This is a genomic window from Pseudomonas sp. IT-P74 (assembly GCF_949768175.1).
In the GTDB taxonomy this organism is placed as follows: Bacteria; Pseudomonadota; Gammaproteobacteria; order Pseudomonadales; family Pseudomonadaceae; genus Aquipseudomonas.
The window spans coordinates 354,625-375,325 of record NZ_CATKQD010000044.1 but is presented as its reverse complement, the minus strand read 5'-3'; the positions used below and the strand labels follow the sequence as shown (position 1 = coordinate 375,325).

Annotated in this window: 26 protein-coding genes and 1 tRNA gene; 13 read left to right on the top strand and 14 right to left on the bottom strand. The window is 59.8% G+C overall.

The genetic code is table 11. The features are described 5' to 3' along the window. Positions 1-100 precede the first annotated feature (100 nt). The 7 genes from ACM6J5_RS20205 to ACM6J5_RS20175 all read left to right on the top strand — a co-directional run bounded on the left by ACM6J5_RS20205 (position 101) and on the right by ACM6J5_RS20175 (position 3,535). Positions 101-174: transfer RNA gene (locus ACM6J5_RS20205), tRNA-Gly, on the top strand. Between the two features lie 252 nt (positions 175-426). Then, positions 427-729, top strand: coding sequence for a type II toxin-antitoxin system HigB family toxin (locus tag ACM6J5_RS20200; RefSeq protein ID WP_414929207.1), 303 nt, complete (start codon positions 427-429; stop codon positions 727-729). Then, positions 729-1,088 (top strand): helix-turn-helix domain-containing protein, encoded by a 360-nt coding sequence (locus tag ACM6J5_RS20195; protein WP_414929206.1) that lies wholly within the window; start codon positions 729-731, stop codon positions 1,086-1,088. The genes ACM6J5_RS20200 and ACM6J5_RS20195 overlap by 1 nt, the downstream gene beginning before the upstream one ends. A gap of 301 nt (positions 1,089-1,389) precedes the next feature. Beyond that, on the top strand, positions 1,390-1,569 hold the full coding sequence (locus ACM6J5_RS20190; RefSeq protein ID WP_077184214.1) for a type II toxin-antitoxin system HicA family toxin: 180 nt from the start codon (positions 1,390-1,392) through the stop codon (positions 1,567-1,569). Between the two features lie 37 nt (positions 1,570-1,606). Further along, entirely contained in the window at positions 1,607-2,014 is a 408-nt protein-coding gene (locus ACM6J5_RS20185; RefSeq protein ID WP_095945156.1) for a type II toxin-antitoxin system HicB family antitoxin, read from the top strand. A gap of 442 nt (positions 2,015-2,456) precedes the next feature. Next, a complete protein-coding gene (locus ACM6J5_RS20180) occupies positions 2,457-2,726 on the top strand; it encodes a short-chain dehydrogenase (protein ID WP_414929205.1) in 270 nt (89 codons plus the stop codon). Positions 2,727-2,806: 80 nt separating this feature from the next. Next, the gene (locus tag ACM6J5_RS20175; protein WP_150673092.1) at positions 2,807-3,535 is read left to right on the top strand and encodes a class I SAM-dependent methyltransferase; all 729 of its coding nucleotides are present in this window, start codon (positions 2,807-2,809) and stop codon (positions 3,533-3,535) included. A gap of 40 nt (positions 3,536-3,575) precedes the next feature. Here ACM6J5_RS20175 and tam read toward each other — a convergent pair whose 3' ends face one another. Continuing rightward, complete coding sequence (gene tam, locus ACM6J5_RS20170; protein WP_095945129.1) at positions 3,576-4,346, bottom strand: trans-aconitate 2-methyltransferase; 771 nt, start codon at positions 4,344-4,346, stop codon at positions 3,576-3,578. Between the two features lie 154 nt (positions 4,347-4,500). Here tam and ACM6J5_RS20165 point away from each other — a divergent pair, with 154 nt between their 5' ends. Then, positions 4,501-4,911 carry a low affinity iron permease family protein gene (locus ACM6J5_RS20165; RefSeq protein ID WP_095945130.1) on the top strand — a complete coding sequence of 137 codons (411 nt, stop codon included), beginning with the start codon at positions 4,501-4,503 and terminating at the stop codon, positions 4,909-4,911. 55 nt (positions 4,912-4,966) lie between these two features. Here ACM6J5_RS20165 and ACM6J5_RS20160 read toward each other — a convergent pair whose 3' ends face one another. The 5 genes from ACM6J5_RS20160 to ACM6J5_RS20140 form a co-directional block, all read right to left on the bottom strand. Beyond that, positions 4,967-5,470: a DUF4142 domain-containing protein gene (locus ACM6J5_RS20160; RefSeq protein WP_095945131.1), complete on the bottom strand. Its 504-nt coding sequence runs from the start codon at positions 5,468-5,470 to the stop codon at positions 4,967-4,969. A gap of 72 nt (positions 5,471-5,542) precedes the next feature. Then, a complete protein-coding gene (locus ACM6J5_RS20155; RefSeq protein ID WP_150673094.1) occupies positions 5,543-5,701 on the bottom strand; it encodes a KGG domain-containing protein in 159 nt (52 codons plus the stop codon). A 118-nt stretch (positions 5,702-5,819) separates the two neighbouring features. Continuing rightward, positions 5,820-7,166, bottom strand: a complete 1,347-nt coding sequence (locus tag ACM6J5_RS20150) for a diguanylate cyclase domain-containing protein (RefSeq protein WP_414929204.1) — start codon at positions 7,164-7,166, stop codon at positions 5,820-5,822. Positions 7,167-7,245: 79 nt separating this feature from the next. After that, on the bottom strand, positions 7,246-7,884 hold the full coding sequence (locus ACM6J5_RS20145) for a LysE family translocator (protein WP_095945134.1): 639 nt from the start codon (positions 7,882-7,884) through the stop codon (positions 7,246-7,248). 87 nt (positions 7,885-7,971) lie between these two features. Continuing rightward, positions 7,972-8,880, bottom strand: a complete 909-nt coding sequence (locus ACM6J5_RS20140; protein ID WP_150673095.1) for a LysR family transcriptional regulator — start codon at positions 8,878-8,880, stop codon at positions 7,972-7,974. A gap of 77 nt (positions 8,881-8,957) precedes the next feature. Here ACM6J5_RS20140 and ACM6J5_RS20135 point away from each other — a divergent pair, with 77 nt between their 5' ends. Beyond that, positions 8,958-9,443: a DMT family transporter gene (locus ACM6J5_RS20135; RefSeq protein WP_095945136.1), complete on the top strand. Its 486-nt coding sequence runs from the start codon at positions 8,958-8,960 to the stop codon at positions 9,441-9,443. A gap of 131 nt (positions 9,444-9,574) precedes the next feature. Here the strand turns inward: ACM6J5_RS20135 and ACM6J5_RS20130 are convergent, their stop codons facing one another. The 4 genes from ACM6J5_RS20130 to ACM6J5_RS20115 form a co-directional block, all read right to left on the bottom strand. Then, complete coding sequence (locus ACM6J5_RS20130; RefSeq protein WP_150673096.1) at positions 9,575-10,906, bottom strand: MFS transporter; 1,332 nt, start codon at positions 10,904-10,906, stop codon at positions 9,575-9,577. Positions 10,907-11,078: 172 nt separating this feature from the next. Then, entirely contained in the window at positions 11,079-12,005 is a 927-nt protein-coding gene (locus ACM6J5_RS20125; RefSeq protein ID WP_414929203.1) for a hydroxymethylglutaryl-CoA lyase, read from the bottom strand. Further along, positions 12,002-13,195, bottom strand: coding sequence for a CaiB/BaiF CoA transferase family protein (locus tag ACM6J5_RS20120; RefSeq protein ID WP_414929202.1), 1,194 nt, complete (start codon positions 13,193-13,195; stop codon positions 12,002-12,004). Before ACM6J5_RS20120 ends, ACM6J5_RS20125 begins: the two co-directional genes overlap by 4 nt. A 225-nt stretch (positions 13,196-13,420) precedes the next feature. Then, positions 13,421-14,329 (bottom strand): LysR family transcriptional regulator, encoded by a 909-nt coding sequence (locus ACM6J5_RS20115; protein WP_095945140.1) that lies wholly within the window; start codon positions 14,327-14,329, stop codon positions 13,421-13,423. A gap of 131 nt (positions 14,330-14,460) precedes the next feature. On the opposite strand from ACM6J5_RS20115, the gene ACM6J5_RS20110 reads away from it, so the two are divergent. Beyond that, the gene (locus ACM6J5_RS20110) at positions 14,461-15,480 is read left to right on the top strand and encodes a DUF4917 family protein (RefSeq protein ID WP_414929201.1); all 1,020 of its coding nucleotides are present in this window, start codon (positions 14,461-14,463) and stop codon (positions 15,478-15,480) included. A 117-nt stretch (positions 15,481-15,597) separates the two neighbouring features. On the opposite strand, the gene ACM6J5_RS20105 is transcribed toward ACM6J5_RS20110, so the two are convergent. Continuing rightward, positions 15,598-16,140 (bottom strand): helix-turn-helix domain-containing protein, encoded by a 543-nt coding sequence (locus ACM6J5_RS20105; protein ID WP_095945142.1) that lies wholly within the window; start codon positions 16,138-16,140, stop codon positions 15,598-15,600. Between the two features lie 159 nt (positions 16,141-16,299). Between ACM6J5_RS20105 and ACM6J5_RS20100 the strand changes: the two genes are divergently transcribed. Together ACM6J5_RS20100 and ACM6J5_RS20095 are read left to right on the top strand one after the other, a co-directional pair. Next, positions 16,300-17,082: an aldolase gene (locus tag ACM6J5_RS20100; RefSeq protein ID WP_095945143.1), complete on the top strand. Its 783-nt coding sequence runs from the start codon at positions 16,300-16,302 to the stop codon at positions 17,080-17,082. A gap of 26 nt (positions 17,083-17,108) precedes the next feature. Continuing rightward, positions 17,109-17,996: a dihydrodipicolinate synthase family protein gene (locus ACM6J5_RS20095; RefSeq protein ID WP_414929200.1), complete on the top strand. Its 888-nt coding sequence runs from the start codon at positions 17,109-17,111 to the stop codon at positions 17,994-17,996. A gap of 80 nt (positions 17,997-18,076) precedes the next feature. Here ACM6J5_RS20095 and ACM6J5_RS20090 read toward each other — a convergent pair whose 3' ends face one another. The 3 genes from ACM6J5_RS20090 to ACM6J5_RS20080 form a co-directional block, all read right to left on the bottom strand. Next, entirely contained in the window at positions 18,077-18,421 is a 345-nt protein-coding gene (locus tag ACM6J5_RS20090) for a YegP family protein (RefSeq protein WP_150673100.1), read from the bottom strand. Between the two features lie 186 nt (positions 18,422-18,607). After that, a complete protein-coding gene (locus tag ACM6J5_RS20085; protein ID WP_095945146.1) occupies positions 18,608-18,913 on the bottom strand; it encodes a ribbon-helix-helix domain-containing protein in 306 nt (101 codons plus the stop codon). Between the two features lie 14 nt (positions 18,914-18,927). Further along, positions 18,928-19,509, bottom strand: coding sequence for a DJ-1/PfpI family protein (locus tag ACM6J5_RS20080; RefSeq protein WP_008051822.1), 582 nt, complete (start codon positions 19,507-19,509; stop codon positions 18,928-18,930). Positions 19,510-19,775: 266 nt separating this feature from the next. Between ACM6J5_RS20080 and ACM6J5_RS20075 the strand changes: the two genes are divergently transcribed. Continuing rightward, positions 19,776-20,696 carry a DMT family transporter gene (locus tag ACM6J5_RS20075; protein WP_150673101.1) on the top strand — a complete coding sequence of 307 codons (921 nt, stop codon included), beginning with the start codon at positions 19,776-19,778 and terminating at the stop codon, positions 20,694-20,696. Positions 20,697-20,701 lie beyond the last annotated feature (5 nt).

Genomic DNA, 20,701 nt, shown 5'->3' with positions numbered 1-20,701 from the left:
CATGCGGTCCGGGCTTTTTGTCACATCTGCGTTAAACCCGCTCCACGTAAAGAAAAACTTCAAATCCGCGGCCGTATCTGGTACAAAGTCACCGCTCTAAGCGGGTGTCGTATAATGGCATTACTCCAGCTTCCCAAGCTGATAACGAGGGTTCGATTCCCTTCACCCGCTCCAATCGAATTTTGATCTCACGTCAGGGTGGTTTTGACGGGGGATGTAGAGACAGAAAAAACCGGTCCAAGTGGCCGGTTTTTTTGTGTCCGGAATTTGGATTAGCGTCTCCAAACTCTGAAAATTAGCGTTTTGGCGCAAGAACCGGGTTTTGTTAACGTTTTACTTATCCCGATAAAGGATTTCCTCCACGGAATCAGAGATTGCATCTCTTCGAAACGAAGACTACCACCTCCCAAAACGGGAGGAAGTGCAGTGCGTGTGATTGCAAAAGGGACATTGCGGGAGTCCTGGGAAAGTAGCCCGGCTTATGCTGACTCCGAAACACCACTGGTTGAATGGTATCGGCACATGGAGAAAGCCGTTTACGGCACGCCGCAAGAGGTTAAAGCGGAGCTGAGAACGGCCAGCATCCTCAAGGGTGGCAGGGTTGTATTCAACATCGGTGGCAATAAATACCGGGTAATCATGGCAATCGACTATCAGCGCCAGCTCGGTTTCATACGATTCGTTGGCACCCACACCCAGTACGATCAGATCAACGCGGAGACCGTGTGATGGACATTAAACCTATTCGCAACCAAGAAGACCTGACCGCTGCATTTGCACGCGTGGAGCAATTGTGGGGAGCTGAAATGGGTTCGCCTGAGGGCGATGAGCTGGAAAATCTGGCGCTGCTCATCGAAAAGTACGAAGACGAGCATTACCCGATGCCGCCCTCCGATCCGATTGAGGCAATTAAATTTCGCATGGACCAGCAAGGCCTGCCCCCTCGCGATCTGGAACCCTTCATTGGCACGAGCGGAAGGGTATCTGAGGTGCTGAACCGTAAACATAAATTGAGCCTGTCGATGATCAAGCGCCTGCACGACGGGTTGCGGATTCCTTACGAAAGCTTGCTGGCGGGTGTTGCCTGATAACGTAGGCCTCCCCCAATTTCAACCTCACGTCAGGATGGTGGAGGGAGATGCAGAGATAGAAAAACCGGTTCAGGTACCGGTTTTTTTGTGCCTGAAATTTGGATCCCGTGTTCACGGCAAAACCTCGCAATACACAAAACAGATCAATTCAGGTTTGCCCCAAGCCTTTGCCAGAACACCCTTCTAGACTCGATTCCTATAGCGTTCCCGCCGGCCCCAGGAAGGATCCGGTGGTTATAGTGTTGATTAACAAATAGCAGTAGGTATAGTAACCACAAGCACACCACAGGGAGGTGATGTGAATAGCCGATTTTTGATAAGCCAACTCGTTGCGGACGGCTGGTATCTGGTACGAATCAGAGGCAGCCATCATCACTTCAAGCACCCGACCAAACCGGGGCTAGTGACAGTCCCTCACCCGAAGAAAGATCTGCTCAAGAAAACGGCCATCAGTATTTTGCAACAGGCGCTGCTCTAAGGAGCCCGATGCGCTAGGTCCGTGGAGGACAATGAACATGCTGTACCCAATTGCAATTTCAATGGGCGACGACCAACACGCCTGGGGTGTGGAAGTCCCCGACATTCCGGGCTGCTTTTCCGCTGGGGAAGACCTGGATGACGCGATGGCCATGGCGCGGGAAGCCATTGAAGGCCACTTCGAGATTCTGGCCGAAGACGGTTCGCCAATTCCCCCCGCCAATAAAGTGACCTTACATGCTGCCAACCCAAAGTATGCGGGGTGTGCGTGGGCGCTGGTGGACATCGACGTAACCAAATATCTGGGCAAGGCCCAGAAGCTGAACATCACGTTGCCTGGCTACCTCCTCAACCGGATTGATGAGTACGTACTGCATCACCCGGAAGAGAAAAGCCGTTCGGGTTTTCTGGCCTCGGCGGCACTCAAGGTCTTGCAACAGAGCTGAAAACCTTGCTTTCGACATGAATAAACCGGTCCCAAGTGGCCGGTTTTTTTGTGGGCGGGATTTGATAAAGGGCCCGTCGAAGTCAGTGCAAAGACCCACTTTTAAAGGCCCAACGGAGATCAACGCCAGAAAAAGCAACGTCCTACACGACACTGGGAAATGTCCGTAGACTTGCGCATTGCTGTGCCTTTGTCATGAGACCTATAGTCCGACCGCGCCCAAATGGCGTATCGGGTTTGGCGACTCGATGGCAAAGCATAGAAACCTCCGAGCTATCTCGGAGCGTTTCTGAATGCACTTGGCTACCTGTTTATGGTGGCTGTGCGTGGGAGACCTTTGGGTCTGCCGGTTTGCCTTGTCCCGGTTCGCCAACCTGCGTACAGCTGCCACCCATTGTTTGGCGACTCTGAGTGGTAGTTCACCTCAATTCAAGGAATCACTCATGAACGAATACATGGCTCTAACCAGCAACGCCGACGACCTCCCCTCCCTCTACGTCAACACCACCCAGCCCCTGCATTCCCTGCTCAGCACCGCCAGCTACAGAATTCGCGCCGTGACGCAGCTTCTTGAAAACCTCGTAATGCGCGGCGACCTGACCTCTGACACCGTGGTGCTGAGCGACTTCGCATTGCTCTGCTGCGTGCCTTTGCGCGACGGTTGCGATGTGCTGGATGTAATCGCTCGACGCATGGATGCAGAGCCGTCCTGATGCCCCATGCCCGATCTTCCAGTGCTGGCTTGGTCCGGTACTATGTTCGGGCCTTTTCTTTCCGGGACATGGACTTTCACATGACTCAAAACATCTACGACGACCCTGAATTCTTCCAGGGCTACAGCCAGATGCCCCGCTCCATCAGCGGCCTCGATGCCGCACCGGAATGGCCTGCACTGAAGGCCATGCTGCCGCCCATGCAAGACCTGAAGGTGGTGGATCTCGGTTGCGGATACGGTTGGTTTTGTCGCTGGGCCAGCGAGCAAGGCGCTGATAGCGTGCTCGGTCTGGATGTTTCGGAAAAGATGCTGGAGCAGGCGCGCAAGACCACATCCGCATCAAACATCCGTTATGAGCGCGCCGACCTGGAGCATCTCGATCTGCCCGCCGCCGGTTTCGATCTGGCCTACAGTTCCCTGGCGCTGCATTACATCAAGGACTTGCCTGGGCTGTTCGCCAGTGTCCACGCAGCGCTCAAGCCCGGCTCGCATTTCGTGTTTTCCATCGAACACCCGATCTTCATGGCGCCGCGTAACCCTGGCTGGATCATCGATGCCGAGGGCCGCAAGAGTTGGCCCGTGAATGGTTATCAGCTGGAAGGCGAGCGTGTGACCAACTGGCTCGCGGACGGTGTGATCAAGCAGCATCGCACCATTGGCACGTTGCTCAACACGCTGATTGGCGCAGGGTTCAGCATCCGGCACGTCAACGAATGGGGGCCGAGCGATGCCGAGGTGGCGGCGCAACCAGCCCTTGCCGAAGAGCGGGAGCGGCCAATGATGATGCTGGTCGGCGTTCAGCGTTGATGGATCAAAAAGGGACAGATCACGCCGTCCCTTTTTCCCGTCAGCGGGTCGCGACGATAAACAGTCGCGGAAACGGCAACAGCACCGAACCATCGGCCAGGGCCGGATACGCCCGCTCAATAGCAGTCTGATATTGGTTCAGATACTGCGCCCGTTCCGCCTCGTCCAGCGGTTCGAGAAACGGCCGCAGGCCACTACCCTTGAACCACTCCACCACGCCAGACGCACCGCCCGCGAGCGGATGATGGTAAGTGGTGCGCCACACATCGACGCGGGTGCAACAGGCTTTGAGTATCGAGTAATAAGCGCTGGCATCGGCCATTTCGGTCCGCAGCCCGGCGGTGCCTGCCAGTTTGCCGACCCATGGGCCATCAGCGGCGACTTCGCGCATCAAGCGGTGCGAGTGCTCATTCAGGTTGTCAGGCATCTGGATAGCCAGGCTGCCACTCGGCGCCAGTTTGCTAACCAGCGAGGGTAGCAACGTCGCGTGATCAGGCACCCACTGCAACACCGCGTTGGCGAAAATCACATCGAACGGGCCACTGTCATTCCAGGTGTCGATGTCGGCGATGTCGAACTGCACCTGCGGCAGGCGCTTGCGAGCGGCTTCGATCATGTCGCTGGAACTGTCCAGCCCACACACCTTGGCATTGGCAAAGCGCTCCACCAGCAACTCGGTGGAGTTGCCGGGCCCACAACCGATATCGATGGCCAAGCGCACGTCCCCGGCGGGGATGGCCGCCAGCAGGTCACGGGCGGGACGGGTGCGTTCATCTTCAAAAGCGACGTACTGTTTGGCGGACCAACTCATTGTGTTCTCCTGTCGGTACGTTGTCCTCGGGACGCTACGATACCGCGATGAACACCGCTAAAGGTTTCAGAGAATCACCTTTTCGAACATTTCGAATTTTCATCCCACCGCCACTGTCTGAAAAATCAGGCGCCCCCTCAAAAGGAACTCGGTCATGAAATTCGCAAAAATCGCGCAGAAACTCGCCCTCTGGGCCGGTAGCCCCAAGACGTTCATGAGCGCGTTGATCCTGATTTTCCTGTGGGGGTTGAGCGGACCGATTTTTCATTTCAACGATACGTGGCAGCTGATCATCAATACCTCGACCACCATCATCACGTTCCTGATGGTGTTCCTGATCCAGAACACGCAGAACCGCGACACCGACATCCTGCATTTGAAAGTCGACGAGTTGTTGCGGGTGACCAAGGAGGCGCAAAAGGCCATGCTCGGGCTTGAGGCGTTGGACCTCAAGCAGCTGGAGGCGCTGCGCAGGCATTACCGCGCCATGGGCGAGAACCAGGTGTTCGACCTCGATGGCCTGAACCCAACGCATAATCCCAAGCCGCATCTGGATCAGTGCTGATCAGAAAAACGGCGCGTGACTGAAGCCCCGCGCCGTTTGTGCTCAAACTTTTCGCTTAACTTTTGGCCTGCAACGCCTTGGCCATTTCCAGGTGATTTTGCAATTTAGGCAGGGTTTCTTCGGCGAATGCCTTGATTTGCGGTACGTCGGTGGTCTGCGCCTCCTGCTGCAACTGATCGATGGCTTCCTGGGTGGTCTTCACCTGACTGGCGGTATAGGCCTCGTCGTAGGTCGCCCCATCCATGACTTGTGGCATCAGGGCTTTGGCCTTTTCGACAATTTCTTCGCGGGGGGCGACCGGTATATCCAGTTGCCTGGCGATTTTCGCCAGGTGCTGGTTCGCCGTGGTGCGGTCGTTGATGACGATAATGGTGTAGTCCTTGACCTCTTTGGATTCGGCTTTCTGATGCGCCAAGCGACTCGTTTCAATATCGGCAATACCTTTTGCCGAGGCCTCGTCGATGAATTCGGCAGTCGACTGGGCAAAGACGCCGCTGGCAAACAGGCCCAGTAACGTGGCAAGACTGGTCTTACATAATCGGGTGGCCATCCGGTTCATGGTCGCGCCCTCCTCGTTAAATTCAAACGGGAGCTTTCGCCCCCGCCTCTCAATCAAAACCACCTGCATCCTTTAGCGGGATTTCTGACCGCCCTTGCGGCCCACGTCGGGTTTCGCCGGGTCTTTTTCGACGGTCGTAGTGGTGGTTTTCCCACCCTTGCGACCGGCTTCAGAAGCCTTCGTTCGATCGTTGGCGAAGTTCCCCGAGTTCGAGTTTCTTGAATTAGGCATGATTCTCTTCCTCTTGGTGGTAGTCGCGGCGAGCTGTAGCCCGCATAGAATCTGAATTTGCGCGCCCCAAAAGGTTTAGAAAATTACTTGGCTGCCACGACGAACGGTGCGCGGTTTTTCAGACCAGTCGCAGGTGATGTTCGCGTTTGGCGCAGTACATCGCCTCGTCGGCATGCCGAAACAATTGCTTCTCTTCAGTGCCGTGATCGGGGTATCGAGCGACGCCGATACTTGGATGGATGTTCAGGCTGTGCCCGTCCAGCCGCAGAGGCTGGGCCAGGACCTGACGGACTTTCTCGACCACGATGTCGGTATCGTCCGCCGCATGAATGCTGTGCAGCAACACCACGAATTCATCGCCGCCGATGCGGGCCACGGTGTCGGTTTCCCGCACGCAGCCCTTGAGCCGGTTGGCCACCGCTTGCAGCAGCATGTCGCCGACCGCGTGGCCATGGGTGTCGTTGACTTGCTTGAAGCGGTCGAGGTCGACGTACAACAACGCCATGCGCCCGCTGTCCTCCCGAGCCACTTGCAGTGACGCCTTGAGCCGGTCGCGCAGCAGCTCGCGGTTGGGTAACTGGGTCAGTTGGTCGTACTGGGCCATGTATTGCAGACGGGCGTGCAATTGCTTGCGCTCAATGGCGGTCGCGACCTGGGCGCAGACGTATTGCAGCAGTTCTTTGTCCTGCTCGGTGTAGCGCTCGCCGCCCGGAATGCTTTTGACGATCAACGCGCCGATGGTGCCGTTCTGCGAATTCAGCGGCACCCCCAGCCAACAGGGTGCGTTCTGCTCGGTCAGCAGCACTTCGAAGCCGGCAGGCGGTGGGCGCTGGTCCGGGGTCAACAGGATCGGCTGCCCCGTGCGGATCACTTCGGCGCACAGGCGCCCGGTCATGGTTCCGGGCTGCTCGGGCTGTGGCTCATGGTCATCGACGTGATAAGGGAAATTCAACTGCGCGCAGCGCTCGTCGTACAGCGCCACGGAAAAATTCAGTGCCGGCAGCCATTCGCCGATGATCATGTGGATGCGTTTGAACAACGCCAGCAGATCCTCTGCCGCATGGGCCGCCTCGGAAATCGCATACAACGCGGCCTGCCGGGATTCGGCCTGCTTGCGTTCGGTGATGTCGCGAGCCACCGCGATGCGCAACTGATCGTCCTCGGACCAACGTGCCGACCAGAGAATGTGCACCACGCTGCCATCCTTGCGCAGGTAGCGGTTTTCGAAGTTGAGCTTGGGCTCGCCGCCCATGATTTCCCGAGCGGCGTCGAGGGTGCGCTGGCGATCGCCCGGGTGCACCATGTCGATCATCGCCTCGCCGATCATCTCTTCGGCGCTGTAGCCGAAAATACGATCGCACGCCGCGCTGACAAAGACGAAGCGGCCCTGCTTATCCACCGCACAGACGGCGTCCAGCAACAAATCGATATAGCTCGCCAGCGGCGCGGAATTCCGGTTTTCCATGGTTCAGCGTGGGTGTCCCGATAATGCAGCGCTCATCAATCATCCCTGCCCTGCCAGCCTTGCGTCCTTGTGATCACGTTCAAGCCTTGTTCGGCATCAGCCCCGGCAACGCATGTACCAGCGCGTTGATGGCGAAACCGATGAACATCACCCCGCACAACCGGGTGATTGCCAGTTCATGACGCTGGTACAGGCTGCGCACCCGCCGCGCACCGACAACGCCAATGAGAATAGCGTAGGCGAGCAAACCGCCGACGAAACTCAGGGCGATCAGCGCCGGCAGCATCGACCAGTTGAGCAGTTCCGCGCGGCTCGACAGCAGTGCCGTGAACGTCGCCACCGCCACCGGATAGGCCTTGGGGTTGGTCAGACCAAACAGAATGCCGTGCCAGAACGGCTGCCGCGCCGGGCCCTGTGGCGCATCAGCGCTGCTGCGACGGGCGCGCACCGCACGCCAGCCGAGCCAGAACAGGTACAGTCCGCTGAGCACTCCGAGCACGTCGAACGCGGTACTGCCGATCTCCCGTGCACCGACAATCGCGATCAGCGCCGTGCTGCACCACATCACATCGCCGAGCAAATGCCCGCACAGAAACCCCGCCCCGGCCCGTCGCCCATGGGCCGCGCCAATGCCGAAAACCGCCAGCACACCCGGTCCCGGGGTGATGCCGTAGATAAAACCCGAGGCAAGCACGGCCATTAGCAAGGATGGGGTCATGGGGAGTCCTTTTGAACTGCCTGGTGAATGGTGGCCAGTCTATATCAGGTCTTCAGCTGTCGACTGCCTGATCGCGACAGAAATTCTTCAGCGGTGGGTCCCCTGCACGATCCGTTCATTCAACCAGTTCAACGCCTGATCTCCGCCCCGACGCTTGTGCCAGACCAGCACAAAGGTGAACGACGGGATGTGAAATGGCGGCGGGACGACAATCAGCGATTGCTCATCGATATCGCGCAAGCCTCGCGACGCGACAGTGAGGATCAGGTCGGTTCCACTGATGAATTCCGGGGCGACGCGCCAGTGCGGCAGGCTGACAGCCACACGACGACGTTCGCGCAATGCGGTCAAGGCACGCTCGATCTCCGGGGTGCCGCTGCCGCGCATCTCCAGCAGGACGTGAGGTCGTGCCAGGTAGGTGGGCAGGTCGAGCACACCATCGGCGGGCAGGCTGTCGCGGTCCACCAGGCAGGCATAGTGCTCTTCGAACAGCGGAGTGCTGCGCAATTCATTGGGCATTTCCGGGAATACACCGGCGGCGACATCAATGTCACCGTTGAGCACCCCTTCGAGCATGCTTTCGCGGCTGCCATGGCTGATTTGCAGGTCGATGCCCGGCGCTTCGCGGCGCAAGGTCCGGATCAGTCCCGGCAGGACAATGGCTGCGCCGTAGTCGGACATCGCCAGGCGAAAGGTCCGCTGGGTGGTCGCAGGATCGAAGGCGTTCGGCGCCAGCAGCGCTTGCACCTGGGCCAGGGCTTCGGCCAGCGGCGCCACCAGCTCCAGCGCTCGCGGAGTTGGTACAAGGCCGGCACCAGCGCGCACCAGCAGCGGATCGCCAAGCAGGTCACGCAATCGCGCCAGCGCATGACTGACCGCTGGCTGACTCAAGTGCAGACGCTCGGCCGCCCGGGTCACGTGTTGCTCGCTGAGCAAAGCGTCGAGGATCACCAGCAAGTTGAGGTCGATACGTCGAAGATCATTCATCTGCTGCATGTTCTGGATAACAAAACGGAATTTAAATCTGCGCGACGAATACCCTAGAGTCCAGCAAAACCTGTTGGAGATCGATCATGAGTACGTTGCATTGGGCCGGTCTGATAGGGCTGGCGATGATCGCCGGGGCGGTGGTGCCGTTTCAAAGCGCAATCAACGTCAACCTCGGGCGCGGGTTGGGCCATCCGTTGTGGGCAACACTGGCATCGTTGGTGGTGAGCGTTCTGGTGTTGTTGCCGATCATGCTGGCGCTGCGTTTACCCCTGCCCTCGCTGGCGTTTATCAGCAAGGCATCACTGTGGATGTGGACCGGTGGCGCATTTGGGGTGTGTTTTATTTCGCTGGCGCTGGTGCTACTGCCCAAGCTGGGGGCTTCGGGGTTCATGGCATTGGCGTTGGCGGGGCAAGTGGTGGCTTCACTGTTACTTGACCACTTTGGCTGGTTCGGGTTGGCGGAGCGGCAGGTGACATTGCCCAAGGTGTTCGGGGCGGTGTTGTTGATTGCAGGGGTGGTGTTGATTCAATTCGGTGCCACACCGAGCAAAACTTTGGTGACGGGGTAAGGCGACAGTGCTGTGGTGCTCGCGATGGCGTCAGCGTTGTCACCACAGACTTCAGACCTTTGATCACAGCCTTCGCCAGCCCCGGCACGGATGCGTGGTCCGTGCCGGGACCGGCGTAGCCTGCGAACCGTTTAGAACTTATCCAGCGTGCGCAACTTCTGCGGCAACCCCCATAGCAACAGCGCCACCGCGATCAGCGCACACACACCAATGACATACAGCGCCGGCGTGGTGCTGCCGGTCAGGTCCTTGATCCGGCCGACCATCACCGGGCTGACGATGCCGCCGAACTGGCCCAGGGTGTTGATCACCGCGATCCCGCCGGCAGCGCCCGCGCCGGCACCGGCCAGCAGTTTTGGCGGCAGGGTCCAGAAGCTCGGGATGGAGGCGATGATCCCGGCACCGAGCAGGCCCAACGCGACAATCAGGAAGGTCGTGTGACTGGCGAAGATCCCCGCGCTGAAGAACCCGACCGCACCAACCGCCACCAGACCGGCGACAAACTTGCGTCGCTCGCCAGTAGCATCGGACAGGCGTCCGATCACCACCATGCTGATGGCACCGCAGATATAAGGGATGGCTGTCAGCAAGCCGATCATCACCGGACTCTCGGTCCCTGCACTACGGATCAGTTGCGGTGCCCAGAAATTCAAGCCGTAGGACGCCACCTGAATCAGGAAATAGATCAGGCCCAAGGTCAGGAAGCCCGGAATCCGCAGTGCGGCGAGCAGCGAACCACCGCTCTTGTGCGGTTCATGTTGAGCGATGCGGCTGGCCAGCAGGGTCTTCTCCGAGGGCGTCAGCCAATGGGCGTCTTCGATGCGGTCCTTGAGCAGGGTCAGCACCAACAAGCCAAGGCCGATGCACGGCACGCCACCGAGCAGGAACAGCCAGTGCCAGCCACGCATTTGCAGCACGCCGTCGAGGTGTTGCAGCACAAGGCCCGAGAACGGCGCGCCCACCAGGCCGGCGAACGCCGACGCCAGGAACAGCATCGAGGTGATGCGCCCGCGATAGTGTTGCGGGAACCACAACGTCAGGTAATACAGCACGCCCGGGGCAAAACCCGCCTCCATCGCACCGATCACGAAGCGCAGCACGTAGAACTGCCATTCGCTGTTGACGAACACCATGGCCGCCGTGGCCAGGCCCCAGGACATCATGATCCGGGCGATCCAGCGCCGGGCGCCGACCTTGTACAGCATCATGTTGCTGGGCACTTCGAAAATCACATAACCGACCACGAACAACCCGGCACCCAGGCCGTAAGCGGTGTCGCTCAGACTCAGGTCGGCCTGCAGCTGAAACTTGGCGAAGCTGATGTTGATGCGGTCGAAAAAGGCGAACAGGTAGCAGACCATGATCAGCGGCATCAGGCGCCAGGCGACTTTGCTGACCAGGGCTTTTTCTTCGTCGTGGCTAACGGCCGGGCTCGCGCCGGCCTCCAGTGCATTAAGGCTCATTGCAGTTCTCCAGGCGGACTTCCCGTGGGTGTCCGATTGTTTTTGTTGTCTGGTTAAGGTGCTTTTTTACTGTAGGAGCGAGCCTGCTCGCGATGACTGAGTCACATCCAACATTGATGTCGACTGACACACCGCTATCGCGAGCAGGCTCGCTCCTACAGGGGGGTTGGTGTCAGGTAGGGATCGGGTGCAGGTCACAATTACGCCCGGCCTTGGCCAGTTGTCCGGGCACTTCATGGCCGAGCAGCTCCGGCAGTCCTCGGGACAGTTTCAGTAGCAGCGGCAGATCGATACCGGTGTGGATGCCGACTTCATCGCACAGGTTCAGCAGATCCTCGGTGCAGATGTTTCCCGACGCCCCCGGCGCAAACGGGCAGCCGCCGAGGCCGCCGAGGGCCGCGTCGAAACGTCGGGCGCCAGCCTCGTAAGCGGCCAGCACGTTGCACAGGCCAAGGCCGCGGGTGTTGTGAAAGTGCAGGGTCAGGTCCGCCGCGGACACACGCTGCAGCACCCGGCGCACCAGCCGGTCGACCTGACGCGGATTGGCCATGCCGGTGGTGTCGGCCAGGGTGATGCCCTGGATGCCGAGTTCCTGATAGGCCTCGACGATTTGCACCACGCGGTCCTCATCGATCTTGCCTTCGAACGGGCAGCCGAAGGTGGTGGCGATACTGCCGTTGAGTCGCACGGAACTGTCGCCAGCGAACTGCACAATCTCGCCGAACGCGGCCAATGAATCTTCACAGCGCATGCGCATGTTCGCCAGGTTGTGGGTCTGGCTGGCGGACATCACCAGGTTCAGTTCATCGGCACGGCATGCCAGCGCCCGTTGCGCGCCCTTGAGGTTGGGAATCAACGCGACGTAGATCACCCCCGGTTGCCGGGTGATGCCCTTGAACACCAGTTCGCCATCGCGCAGTGCCGGAATGGCCTTGGGCGACACGAACGAACCGGCTTCGATGCGGCTGAATCCGGCCTGCGACAATTGATCGATCAGAGCAATCTTGTCGTGGGTTTCAACCCAGGTCGGCTCGATTTGCAAACCGTCGCGCGGGGACACTTCCTGCACGATCAGGCTGTCGGAATAATCGGTGATCATTGCACTACTCCTTCGACTTTCAGGCGTTCGATGTCCATCGCGGTCAGGCCCAATTGCGCGAGGATGCCGTCGGTGTGCTGGCCCAGTCCGGGGCCGGACCAGTTCACGCCGCCAGGGGTTTCCGAGAGTTTCGGCACGATGCCCGGCATCTTCACCGTGGCGCCACCGGGCAGTTCGGCATTGAGCAGCATGTCCCGCGCCTGATAGTGCGGATCGGCGACGATGTCGGCCACCGAGTAGATGCGCCCGGCCGGGACTTCGGCGGCTTCCAGGGCGACCAGTACCTCATCGATCGGCAGGCTGCTGGTCCAGTGGGTAATGGCGGCGTCGAGCACATTGCTTTTGGCTGCACGCCCGTCGTTGTGGGCGAACTCCGGCGCTTCGGCCAGATCGGCGCGGCCGATGGTTTGCATCAGACGCCTGTAGATCGGATCGCTGTTGCCGGCAATCACCACGTAGGCGCCGTCGGCCGTCAGGTAGGTGTTGGACGGCGCGATGCCCGGCAAGGCGCCGCCGCTGCGTTCGCGCACATGGCCAAGCATGTCGTATTCCGGCACCAGGCTCTCCATGACGTTGAACACGCTTTCGGCCAGGGACACATCGACGATTTGCCCGCCACCCTGCCCGGTCTTGACCCTGAGTAGCGACATCAGCGCACCGATCACCGCATGCAGCGACGCCAGGGAATCGCCGAGGCTCACGCCGACCCGCGCCGGTGGCGAACCGGGGGTGCCGGTGGTGTAGCGAATCCCGCCCATGGCTTCGCCTATGGCACCGAAACCCGGGCGATCACGGTATGGGCCGGTCTGGCCGTAACCGGAAATCCGCACCAGCGTCAGATTGGGATTGAGCGCGTGCAACACGTCCCAACCGAGGCCCAGTTTCTCCAGGGCGCCAGGACGCAGGTTTTCGATCAGCACATCGGCACTGGTCGCCAGTTGCTTGACCAGTTCGATGCCTTCGGGGGATTTGAGGTTCAGCGCCAGGGACTTCTTGTTGCGCGATTGCAGGTACCACCACAGCGAGGTGCCTTCGTGCAGCTTGCGCCATTTGCGCAGGGGATCGCCCTGGCCCATGGCTTCGATCTTGATCACCTCGGCGCCGAACTCGGCCAGCATGCGCGCCGCAAACGGCGCGGCGATCAGCGTGCCGATCTCGATCACTTTGATCGCACTCAAGGGGGCAGTCATCGCGGGGTACCTCTTGTTCTTGGAATATGCGCCAAGGCTAGAGGACAGGGGGCTCGGGAATCCAACCTTCAGTTGGCAACGGGCGTTCGCGAAATGCGAACGCTCGGGGAGATTGTCGTGGCCTCAGGTCAGTCATCGCGAGCAAGCTCGCTCCCACAGGGGAACGCATTCCAATGTGGGAGCGAGCCTGCGCGCGATGAGGCCGGTGCATTCAGCCGAGAACTGTCAGACATGACCCCGCAAATGCTCAAACAACATCCGGCTCACCGGCGACAGCAACGCCTCATCGCGCACCACCAGAATCAACGCCCGATCCGACCACTCGTCCGTCAACGGCACCGCGTGCAACCCCAGCGCCCGGCCAAACAGCTCATAGGCGCGCTGCGGAAGGATGCCAATCCCCATGTTGGCCTGGACCATGCGGCACATGGCATCGAACCCTGGCACATGAATGCGCACCCGCAACACCTTGCCGGCCTCACGAGCTGCGGCGTGGGTGCGCATGTTGATCGAACTGGCGGCATGCAACCCAACGTAATCGCTGCCCAGCGTATCGGCGAACGCCACGCTCGACCGGCTCGCCAATGGATGGTGCGGCGGCATCAACACCATCAGTTTGTCCCGGCGATACAGCACGCTGTGCAGGCCCTTGATGTCACTGTCGATGGAACAGATCCCGAAGTCGGCCACCCCGTCGAGCACGCCCTGAATCACCCCGGCGCTGGGGCGTTCTTCGAGGTCGGTCTTGACCTGTGGGTGACGCTCGGAAAAATCCCGCAGGTCCTCGGGCAAAAACTGAATGATCGCCGACAGGTTGGCGAGCATCCGCACATAGCCGCGCACACCGTGACTGTGCTCCCCCAGTTCAAGCCCCATTTTCTCGACGTTGAACAACATTTGCCGGGCATGGTGCAGCAGGGTTTCACCGGCCGGCGTCAGGGACATGCCCTTGGCCTGGCGCACGAACAGGCTGATGCCCAGCGCCTCCTCCAGCTCCATCAAGCGCTTGCTCGCCGCCGAAACTGCAATCGCTTCGCGCGAGGCGGCACGGGTCAGCGTGCCTTCTTCATGCACAGCGACGAACAGTTGCAGGGTGATCAGGTCGAGACGGCGGATCAGGCTTTTTTGCAGCATCGGGTACTCGGCGAAGTCGGCTCAGGCGAAGTCGCAGCATAACGTTCTTCGCCCACGTCGTGCCGTGGTCCGGTCACCGGTCGTGATAAAGTCGCCGCCCACAGACCTTTTGCCGTGAGACGAAGACCGCAATGACCGATTTCCAGGATGTCGATGCTCAACTTGAAGACTGGAACGCCTTGCGCAGCACTGCTTCGTTCAGTGGTTTGCTGGTGGGCAACGGTGCCAGTCGCGCGGTGTGGGACGATTTTGGCTACGAGTCGCTGTTCGACAACGCCCGCACCGTTGAAGAAAAACCCCTGAGCCCGTCCGAGCTGAGCGTGTTCGATGCGCTGCAGACCCGCAGTTTCGAGCAGGTACTGAGCGCCTTGAAAACCACCAGCCGGGTCAACAAGGCCCTGGCTGTCAGCTCTGCCGCCCCGCGCAACCGCTACTATGCGATCAAGGAAGCGCTGATCAATACCGTGCATGCGGTGCATATCCCATGGCGACTGGTAGTGCCTTCGACGCTGGCGACCATCAATCAGGAACTGACCAGCTATCGCACGGTGTTCACCACTAATTACGACTTGCTCAACTATTGGGCAGTGCAACACCAGCCTGAGGCGATCACCGATCTGTTCCTGGGCACCGAGCCCGGTTTCGACCTGAGCGACACGGCCACCGATAAAACCCGTTTGCTGTACCTGCACGGCGGTCTGCATCTGGTGCGCAACCAGGACGGTACGGCGCGCAAGCTGATGTCGACCGAGGGCACGTTGCTGGGCAGTTTCGCCATCAACAACACGATCAAGACCCTCGACGACGTGCCGCTGTTCGTCAACGAAGGGCCGAGTGCGGACAAGCTCAAGACCATTCGCAGTTCGGACTATCTGTCGTTCTGCTACGAGCAATTACTCGGTCACGGCCAGGCGCTGTGCATCTTCGGCCATGCGTTGGGGGAGCAGGACAGCCACATCATCCATGCCTTGCGCCTGGCGAAACCACAGGTGGTGGCGATCTCGATTTACCCGCGCAGCAAGGCGTTCATCCAGCACCAGAAGCGGCATTACGCGAAGGTGTTTGAGGGGACGGGGGTTGAGTTGCGGTTTTTTGATTCCAAGAGCCATGCGTTAGGTGGCACGAAGCTCACGGTTCCTGTCGAGGTTTAGCGGCGACGCGGCTGACGCTATCGCGAGCAGGCTCGCTCCCACAGTGACCGGGTTTCTACAGGAGAAATGCAGTCAAATGTGGGAGCGAGCCTGCTCGCGATGCTTTTGGCAGTCGACTCATTCTTCGCTGCTGTGCACCACCACCAGCAACTGCGCCTGCACCTCGCCCACCGAACGAATCCGGTGCGGCTTCTGCGCATTGAAGTGCAACGCATCGCCACGTTCGAGCAGCACGCGCTCGTTCATGAAGTCCACTTCCACACGCCCTTCATGGACAAACAGAAACTCCTCGCCCAAATGCTCCTTGAAGGTCTTGTCGGCGAATTCGGCCGGCGGGTAAATGATGAACGGCAACAGGCTGCGTTCGCTGACCTGATGGGCCAGCACCGCATAACCCGAATTGCTGTCACTGGCACCCAAAGGTTGCCGCTCGTGGCTGCGCACCAGGCTGTAGCTGTCGAGGCTGACGTTGTCTTCAGAGAACAACTCTTCGACCTTCACGTTCAGCGCCTTGGCCAGTTTCAACGCCGCCGCAATCGATGGCGTATTCAACCCCCGTTCGACTTTCGACAGGTAACTCTTGGTCATGCCGGATTTTTCGGCCAGGGCTTCCAAGGTCACGCCAAGTTTTTTTCTGAGTAATTTCAAACGGATAGACATGTAGAGCGATTAATCCATCAAGGAGGCAGCGATTTGTCCTTGCTAATGACACAGGGTGTCATATAGCCTCTTTAGTGTCATTTGCACTCATCGACGACTTCGCGAGGAACCGATGAGCGGCAAACCCGACGTCCATTGAATCACCCAAAGGACACCGATATGGCCAAGACATTAGCACTGCCCAAAGAGCAACTGGTCAAGCAAGCGCTGAGCCAAATGCAAAATACCCTGGCGGATAATACGTGGACTGCCCGACAAAAGCTGGCCCTGACCTGCCGCGTCCTGTTCGAGCACGGTCACGACTCCGGCCTTGCCGGGCAAATCACCGCCCGTGGTCCGCAACCCGGCACTTACTACACTCAGCAACTGGGCCTGGGTTTCGACGAAATCATCGCGAGCAACCTGCTGCTGGTCAACGAAGACCTGGAGGTGCTCGAGGGCCACGGCATGCCCAACCCGGCCAATCGTTTTCACAGTTGGGTGTACCGCGCCCGCCCGGATGTGAACTGCATCATTCACACCCATCCGACACACGTTGCGGCCTTGTCGATGCTGGAGGTGCCGCTGCAGATTTCCCACATGGACCTTTGCCCGCTCTACGACGATTGTGCGTTTCTTGAAGGCTGGCCGGGTGTGCCGGTGGGTAATGAAGAAGGCGAGTTGATTGCCGGGGCGCTGGGCGACAAACGGGCGATCCTGCTTTCCCACCATGGCCAATTGTCCACCGGCAGCACCATCGAGCAAGCCTGTGTCATCGCGCAACTGATCGAACGCGCCGCGAAGCTGCAATTGCTGGCGATGAGCGCCGGGAACATCAAACCGATCATCCCCGAACTGGGGCGCGAAGCCCATGACTGGATTGCCCGGCCGAAACGCCACGCCGCCGCTTTCAACTACTACACCCGGCAGATCCTGCGCCAACACGCCGATTGCCTGAACTGAACCCATTGATAGAACGGAGAGACGCCATGTCCACCGCAAACATTCACGGCATCATCGGCTACACCATCACGCCTTTTACCGCCAATGGCGAAGACATCGACCTGGACGCCCTCGGGCGCTCCATCGATCGACTGATCGAGGGCGGCGTGCACGCCATCGCCCCGCTGGGCAGCACCGGTGAAGGTGCCTACCTGAGCGACGCGGAGTGGGATCAGGTCAGCGAGTTCAGCATCAGGCACGTGGCCAAACGCGTGCCGACCGTCGTCAGCGTGTCCGACCTGACCACCGCTAAAGCGGTGCGTCGCGCGCGTTTCGCCGAAGCCCATGGCGCCGATGTGGTGATGGTGCTGCCGACGTCCTACTGGAAACTCAGCGAAGCGGAAATCCTCGCCCATTACCGCGCCATCGGCGACAGCATCGGCGTACCGATCATGCTCTACAACAACCCGGCCACCAGCGGCACCGACATGTCGGTGGACTTGATCCTGCGTATCGTCAAGGCCGTGGAAAACGTGACCATGGTCAAGGAGAGCACCGGCGACATCCAGCGCATGCACCAACTGCAACGCCTCGGCGAAGGCCAGGTGCCGTTCTACAACGGCTGCAACCCGTTGGCCCTGGAAGCCTTTGCCGCTGGCGCAAAAGGCTGGTGCACCGCTGCGCCGAACCTGATCCCGCAGCTCAACCTGGACTTGTACGAAGCGGTGCTGGCCAACGATTTGCGCAAGGCACGCGAGCTGTTCTATCGCCAGTTGCCGCTGCTGGATTTCATACTCAAGGGTGGCTTGCCGGCGACGATCAAGGCGGGCTTGCGGGCGACGGGGCTGGAGGCGGGGGATCCGCGGCTGCCGGTGTTTGCGTTGAGCGAGGTGGGTTGTGCTCAGTTGCAAGATCTGTTGAAGACCCTGCGCTGATCTTCAGCCGTACATAAAACCACTGTGGGAGCGAGCTTGCTCGCTCCCACAGGGATACTCAGTGAAGTTGAAACAGTGATTCAAAGCACCGGCAACGTCTTGTCCTTGACCACCTTGGACGAGCCGTTGGCCTTCACGCTGGCAATTCCTTTCTCCATGGCGGCATCAGAGGAATAGGCTTCGCTGCTGCCGATGATCTCGTGGTTGCCCGCCTTGAGGTTGAAATACGGGTGGCCATCCTTGGTGGTTTTCTTCTCGTAACGCTCATCCAGCTGGCTGTTGGCCTGGACCGAGGCGATGCCTTTGTCGGCGGCGGCGTGGGTGGTGTACAGCTCGCTGGTCAGAATGGTCTCGGCGTTGGCCGCCTTGAGGACAAACCTGAACTGGCCACTGCTGCTTTTGCTCACTTCATACCATCCGGACATGCTCTTTCTCCTTGGCGATTGAGAGGTTGCGCGCTTCACAGTAAAGACCAAGCCGGGATTTCTGTCGCCTGCACCATCGCCATCGCGAGCAAGCTCGCTCCCACAGTAGATTTGTGTACACCAGATCATTGTGGGAGCGAGCCTGCTCCGGGCGGCGTTCCGACGATGGAGTCGACACGATCTTCCTTACTTCGCCGCAGCCCGCACCACCGACAACTCCGGCGCCGACGTGCGCCGCTGGCTCAGATACCGCGTACAACTCACCCTCAGGAACGAAGCGAAATTGACCACCTCGCCGCGGTAGTCCATCACCTCTTCATACAGCTTGGCGATCAACTGATTGGTGGTCATGCCATCGACCTCGGCGATTTCACTGAGGATGTCCCAGAACTGATTCTCCAGCCGCAGGGTGGTGACCACCCCGCAGATGCGCAGCGAGCGGGAGCGCGATTCGTAGAGTATCGGGTCGGCTTTGACATACAGCTCGCACATGGACATGGCCCTCGTTACAGCGTGATTTTGGTGCCCAGCAACCCCAGGAAACCGGCCAGCCAGTTCGGGTGTGCAGGCCAGGCCGGCGCCGTGGCCAGATTGCCCTGGACATGGCCGTCCGTCACCGGAATATCGATATAGGTACCGCCCGCCAGTCGCACTTCCGGAGCGCAGGCCGGATAAGCGCTGCATTCGCGACCTTCGAGAACACCCGCTGCCGCCAGCAACTGCGCGCCGTGGCACACGGCAGCGATCGGCTTGCCGGCCTTGTCGAATGCGCGCACCAGTTCCAGGACTTTTTCGTTCAGGCGCAGGTACTCCGGCGCGCGGCCGCCCGGAATCAGCACCGCGTCATAATCGGCGGCGTTGACCTTGGCGAAATCGAAGTTCAGGGCAAACAGGTGACCGGGTTTTTCACTGTAGGTCTGGTCGCCTTCAAAGTCATGGATCGCCGTGCGCACGGTCTGGCCGGCGGCTTTGTCCGGGCAAACGGCGTGCACCGTGTGGCCGACCATCAGCAACGCCTGGAACGGCACCATCACTTCATAGTCTTCGACGTAATCACCGACCAGCATCAGAATTTTTTTTGCCGCCATGGGGAGGACTCCTCTGGAAGTGGGCTTGCAGGAGTATTCAAGTTAGTCCGATTCCGCGGGAGTGGGTAATAACCAGCTACTACTGTGTAATCGTTCTTCGCGAGCAGGCTCGCACAAGGACGACACAATCCCTGTGGGAGCGAGCCTGCTCGCGAAGTGGCCCGCAAACTGTACGGATAACTCTGCGCCTAGCTGTAACAGCGGGAAACCCACGGTTTATGGCTATATGAAGCCCTATCCCATTTCCCAATATTCTGGTTGCCATCATGTCCTCGCGCGAAAACACCGGCATGGCCCTGGGCCTGCTCGGCGTTGTGATTTTCAGCCTTACCCTGCCCTTCACGCGGATCGTCGTGCAGGAACTGCACCCGCTGCTCAACGGCCTGGGCCGGGCACTGTTTGCGGCGGTTCCGGCGGCGTTGCTGTTGCTGTGGCACCGGGAAAAATGGCCGACCTGGAAACAAGTCAAAGGCCTGACGTTGGTGATGGCCGGGGTGATCCTCGGTTTCCCGGTGTTGTCGGCCTGGGCCATGCAAACCTTGCCGGCGTCCCACGGTGCGCTGGTCAACGGTTTGCAGCCGCTGTGCGTGGCGCTGTATGCCGCGTGGCTGTCCCATGAGCGGCCGTCGAAAGCCTTCTGGGCCTGCGCCGCATTGGGCAGCGCGCTGGTGCTCGGTTATGCACTGATCAGCGGTGCCGGCAGCATTCAGGTCGGTGACTTGCTGATGCTTGGCGCCATTGCAGTGGGCGGACTGGGCTACGCCGAGGGAGGCCGACTGGCCAGGGAAATGGGCGGTTGGCAGGTGATCTGCTGGGCGCTGGTGCTGTCGACGCCGCTGCTGATCGGGCCGGTGGTATATCTGGCACTGCAACATCAGGGCGAGATTTCCGCCAAGACCTGGTGGGCCTTCGGTTATGTCTCGCTGTTTTCGCAATTCATCGGCTTCTTCGCCTGGTACGCCGGGCTGGCCATGGGGGGCATTGCCCGGGTCAGTCAAATCCAGTTGCTGCAGATTTTCTTCACCATCGCCTTCTCGGCGCTGTTCTTCGGTGAACATGTGGAGCCGATTACCTGGCTGTTTGCTGGCGGGGTGATCGTGACAGTGATGCTGGGACGCAAGACAGCGGTCAAATCCAATCCTGTGGGAGCGAGCTTGCTCGCGAAGGGGTCGTCACATCCAACATAGGTGTT

What these genes read in the sequence shown, in the direction of transcription:
- ACM6J5_RS20075 (WP_150673101.1), top strand. Translation starts at nt 19,776, where the DNA reads ATGTCCTCGCGCGAAAACACCGGCATGGCCCTGGGCCTGCTCGGCGTT.
- ACM6J5_RS20085 (WP_095945146.1), bottom strand. Translation starts at nt 18,913, where the DNA reads ATGTGCGAGCTGTATGTCAAAGCCGACCCGATACTCTACGAATCGCGC.
- ACM6J5_RS20185 (WP_095945156.1), top strand. Translation starts at nt 1,607, where the DNA reads ATGCTGTACCCAATTGCAATTTCAATGGGCGACGACCAACACGCCTGG.
- ACM6J5_RS20120 (WP_414929202.1), bottom strand. Translation starts at nt 13,195, where the DNA reads ATGACTGCCCCCTTGAGTGCGATCAAAGTGATCGAGATCGGCACGCTG.
- ACM6J5_RS20180 (WP_414929205.1), top strand. Translation starts at nt 2,457, where the DNA reads ATGAACGAATACATGGCTCTAACCAGCAACGCCGACGACCTCCCCTCC.
- ACM6J5_RS20165 (WP_095945130.1), top strand. Translation starts at nt 4,501, where the DNA reads ATGAAATTCGCAAAAATCGCGCAGAAACTCGCCCTCTGGGCCGGTAGC.
- ACM6J5_RS20175 (WP_150673092.1), top strand. Translation starts at nt 2,807, where the DNA reads ATGACTCAAAACATCTACGACGACCCTGAATTCTTCCAGGGCTACAGC.
- ACM6J5_RS20090 (WP_150673100.1), bottom strand. Translation starts at nt 18,421, where the DNA reads ATGTCCGGATGGTATGAAGTGAGCAAAAGCAGCAGTGGCCAGTTCAGG.
- ACM6J5_RS20115 (WP_095945140.1), bottom strand. Translation starts at nt 14,329, where the DNA reads ATGCTGCAAAAAAGCCTGATCCGCCGTCTCGACCTGATCACCCTGCAA.
- ACM6J5_RS20105 (WP_095945142.1), bottom strand. Translation starts at nt 16,140, where the DNA reads ATGTCTATCCGTTTGAAATTACTCAGAAAAAAACTTGGCGTGACCTTG.
- ACM6J5_RS20125 (WP_414929203.1), bottom strand. Translation starts at nt 12,005, where the DNA reads ATGATCACCGATTATTCCGACAGCCTGATCGTGCAGGAAGTGTCCCCG.
- tam (WP_095945129.1), bottom strand. Translation starts at nt 4,346, where the DNA reads ATGAGTTGGTCCGCCAAACAGTACGTCGCTTTTGAAGATGAACGCACC.
- ACM6J5_RS20150 (WP_414929204.1), bottom strand. Translation starts at nt 7,166, where the DNA reads ATGGAAAACCGGAATTCCGCGCCGCTGGCGAGCTATATCGATTTGTTG.
- ACM6J5_RS20110 (WP_414929201.1), top strand. Translation starts at nt 14,461, where the DNA reads ATGACCGATTTCCAGGATGTCGATGCTCAACTTGAAGACTGGAACGCC.
- ACM6J5_RS20135 (WP_095945136.1), top strand. Translation starts at nt 8,958, where the DNA reads ATGAGTACGTTGCATTGGGCCGGTCTGATAGGGCTGGCGATGATCGCC.
- ACM6J5_RS20080 (WP_008051822.1), bottom strand. Translation starts at nt 19,509, where the DNA reads ATGGCGGCAAAAAAAATTCTGATGCTGGTCGGTGATTACGTCGAAGAC.
- ACM6J5_RS20145 (WP_095945134.1), bottom strand. Translation starts at nt 7,884, where the DNA reads ATGACCCCATCCTTGCTAATGGCCGTGCTTGCCTCGGGTTTTATCTAC.
- ACM6J5_RS20195 (WP_414929206.1), top strand. Translation starts at nt 729, where the DNA reads ATGGACATTAAACCTATTCGCAACCAAGAAGACCTGACCGCTGCATTT.
- ACM6J5_RS20140 (WP_150673095.1), bottom strand. Translation starts at nt 8,880, where the DNA reads ATGCAGCAGATGAATGATCTTCGACGTATCGACCTCAACTTGCTGGTG.
- ACM6J5_RS20100 (WP_095945143.1), top strand. Translation starts at nt 16,300, where the DNA reads ATGGCCAAGACATTAGCACTGCCCAAAGAGCAACTGGTCAAGCAAGCG.
- ACM6J5_RS20095 (WP_414929200.1), top strand. Translation starts at nt 17,109, where the DNA reads ATGTCCACCGCAAACATTCACGGCATCATCGGCTACACCATCACGCCT.
- ACM6J5_RS20160 (WP_095945131.1), bottom strand. Translation starts at nt 5,470, where the DNA reads ATGAACCGGATGGCCACCCGATTATGTAAGACCAGTCTTGCCACGTTA.
- ACM6J5_RS20130 (WP_150673096.1), bottom strand. Translation starts at nt 10,906, where the DNA reads ATGAGCCTTAATGCACTGGAGGCCGGCGCGAGCCCGGCCGTTAGCCAC.
- ACM6J5_RS20155 (WP_150673094.1), bottom strand. Translation starts at nt 5,701, where the DNA reads ATGCCTAATTCAAGAAACTCGAACTCGGGGAACTTCGCCAACGATCGA.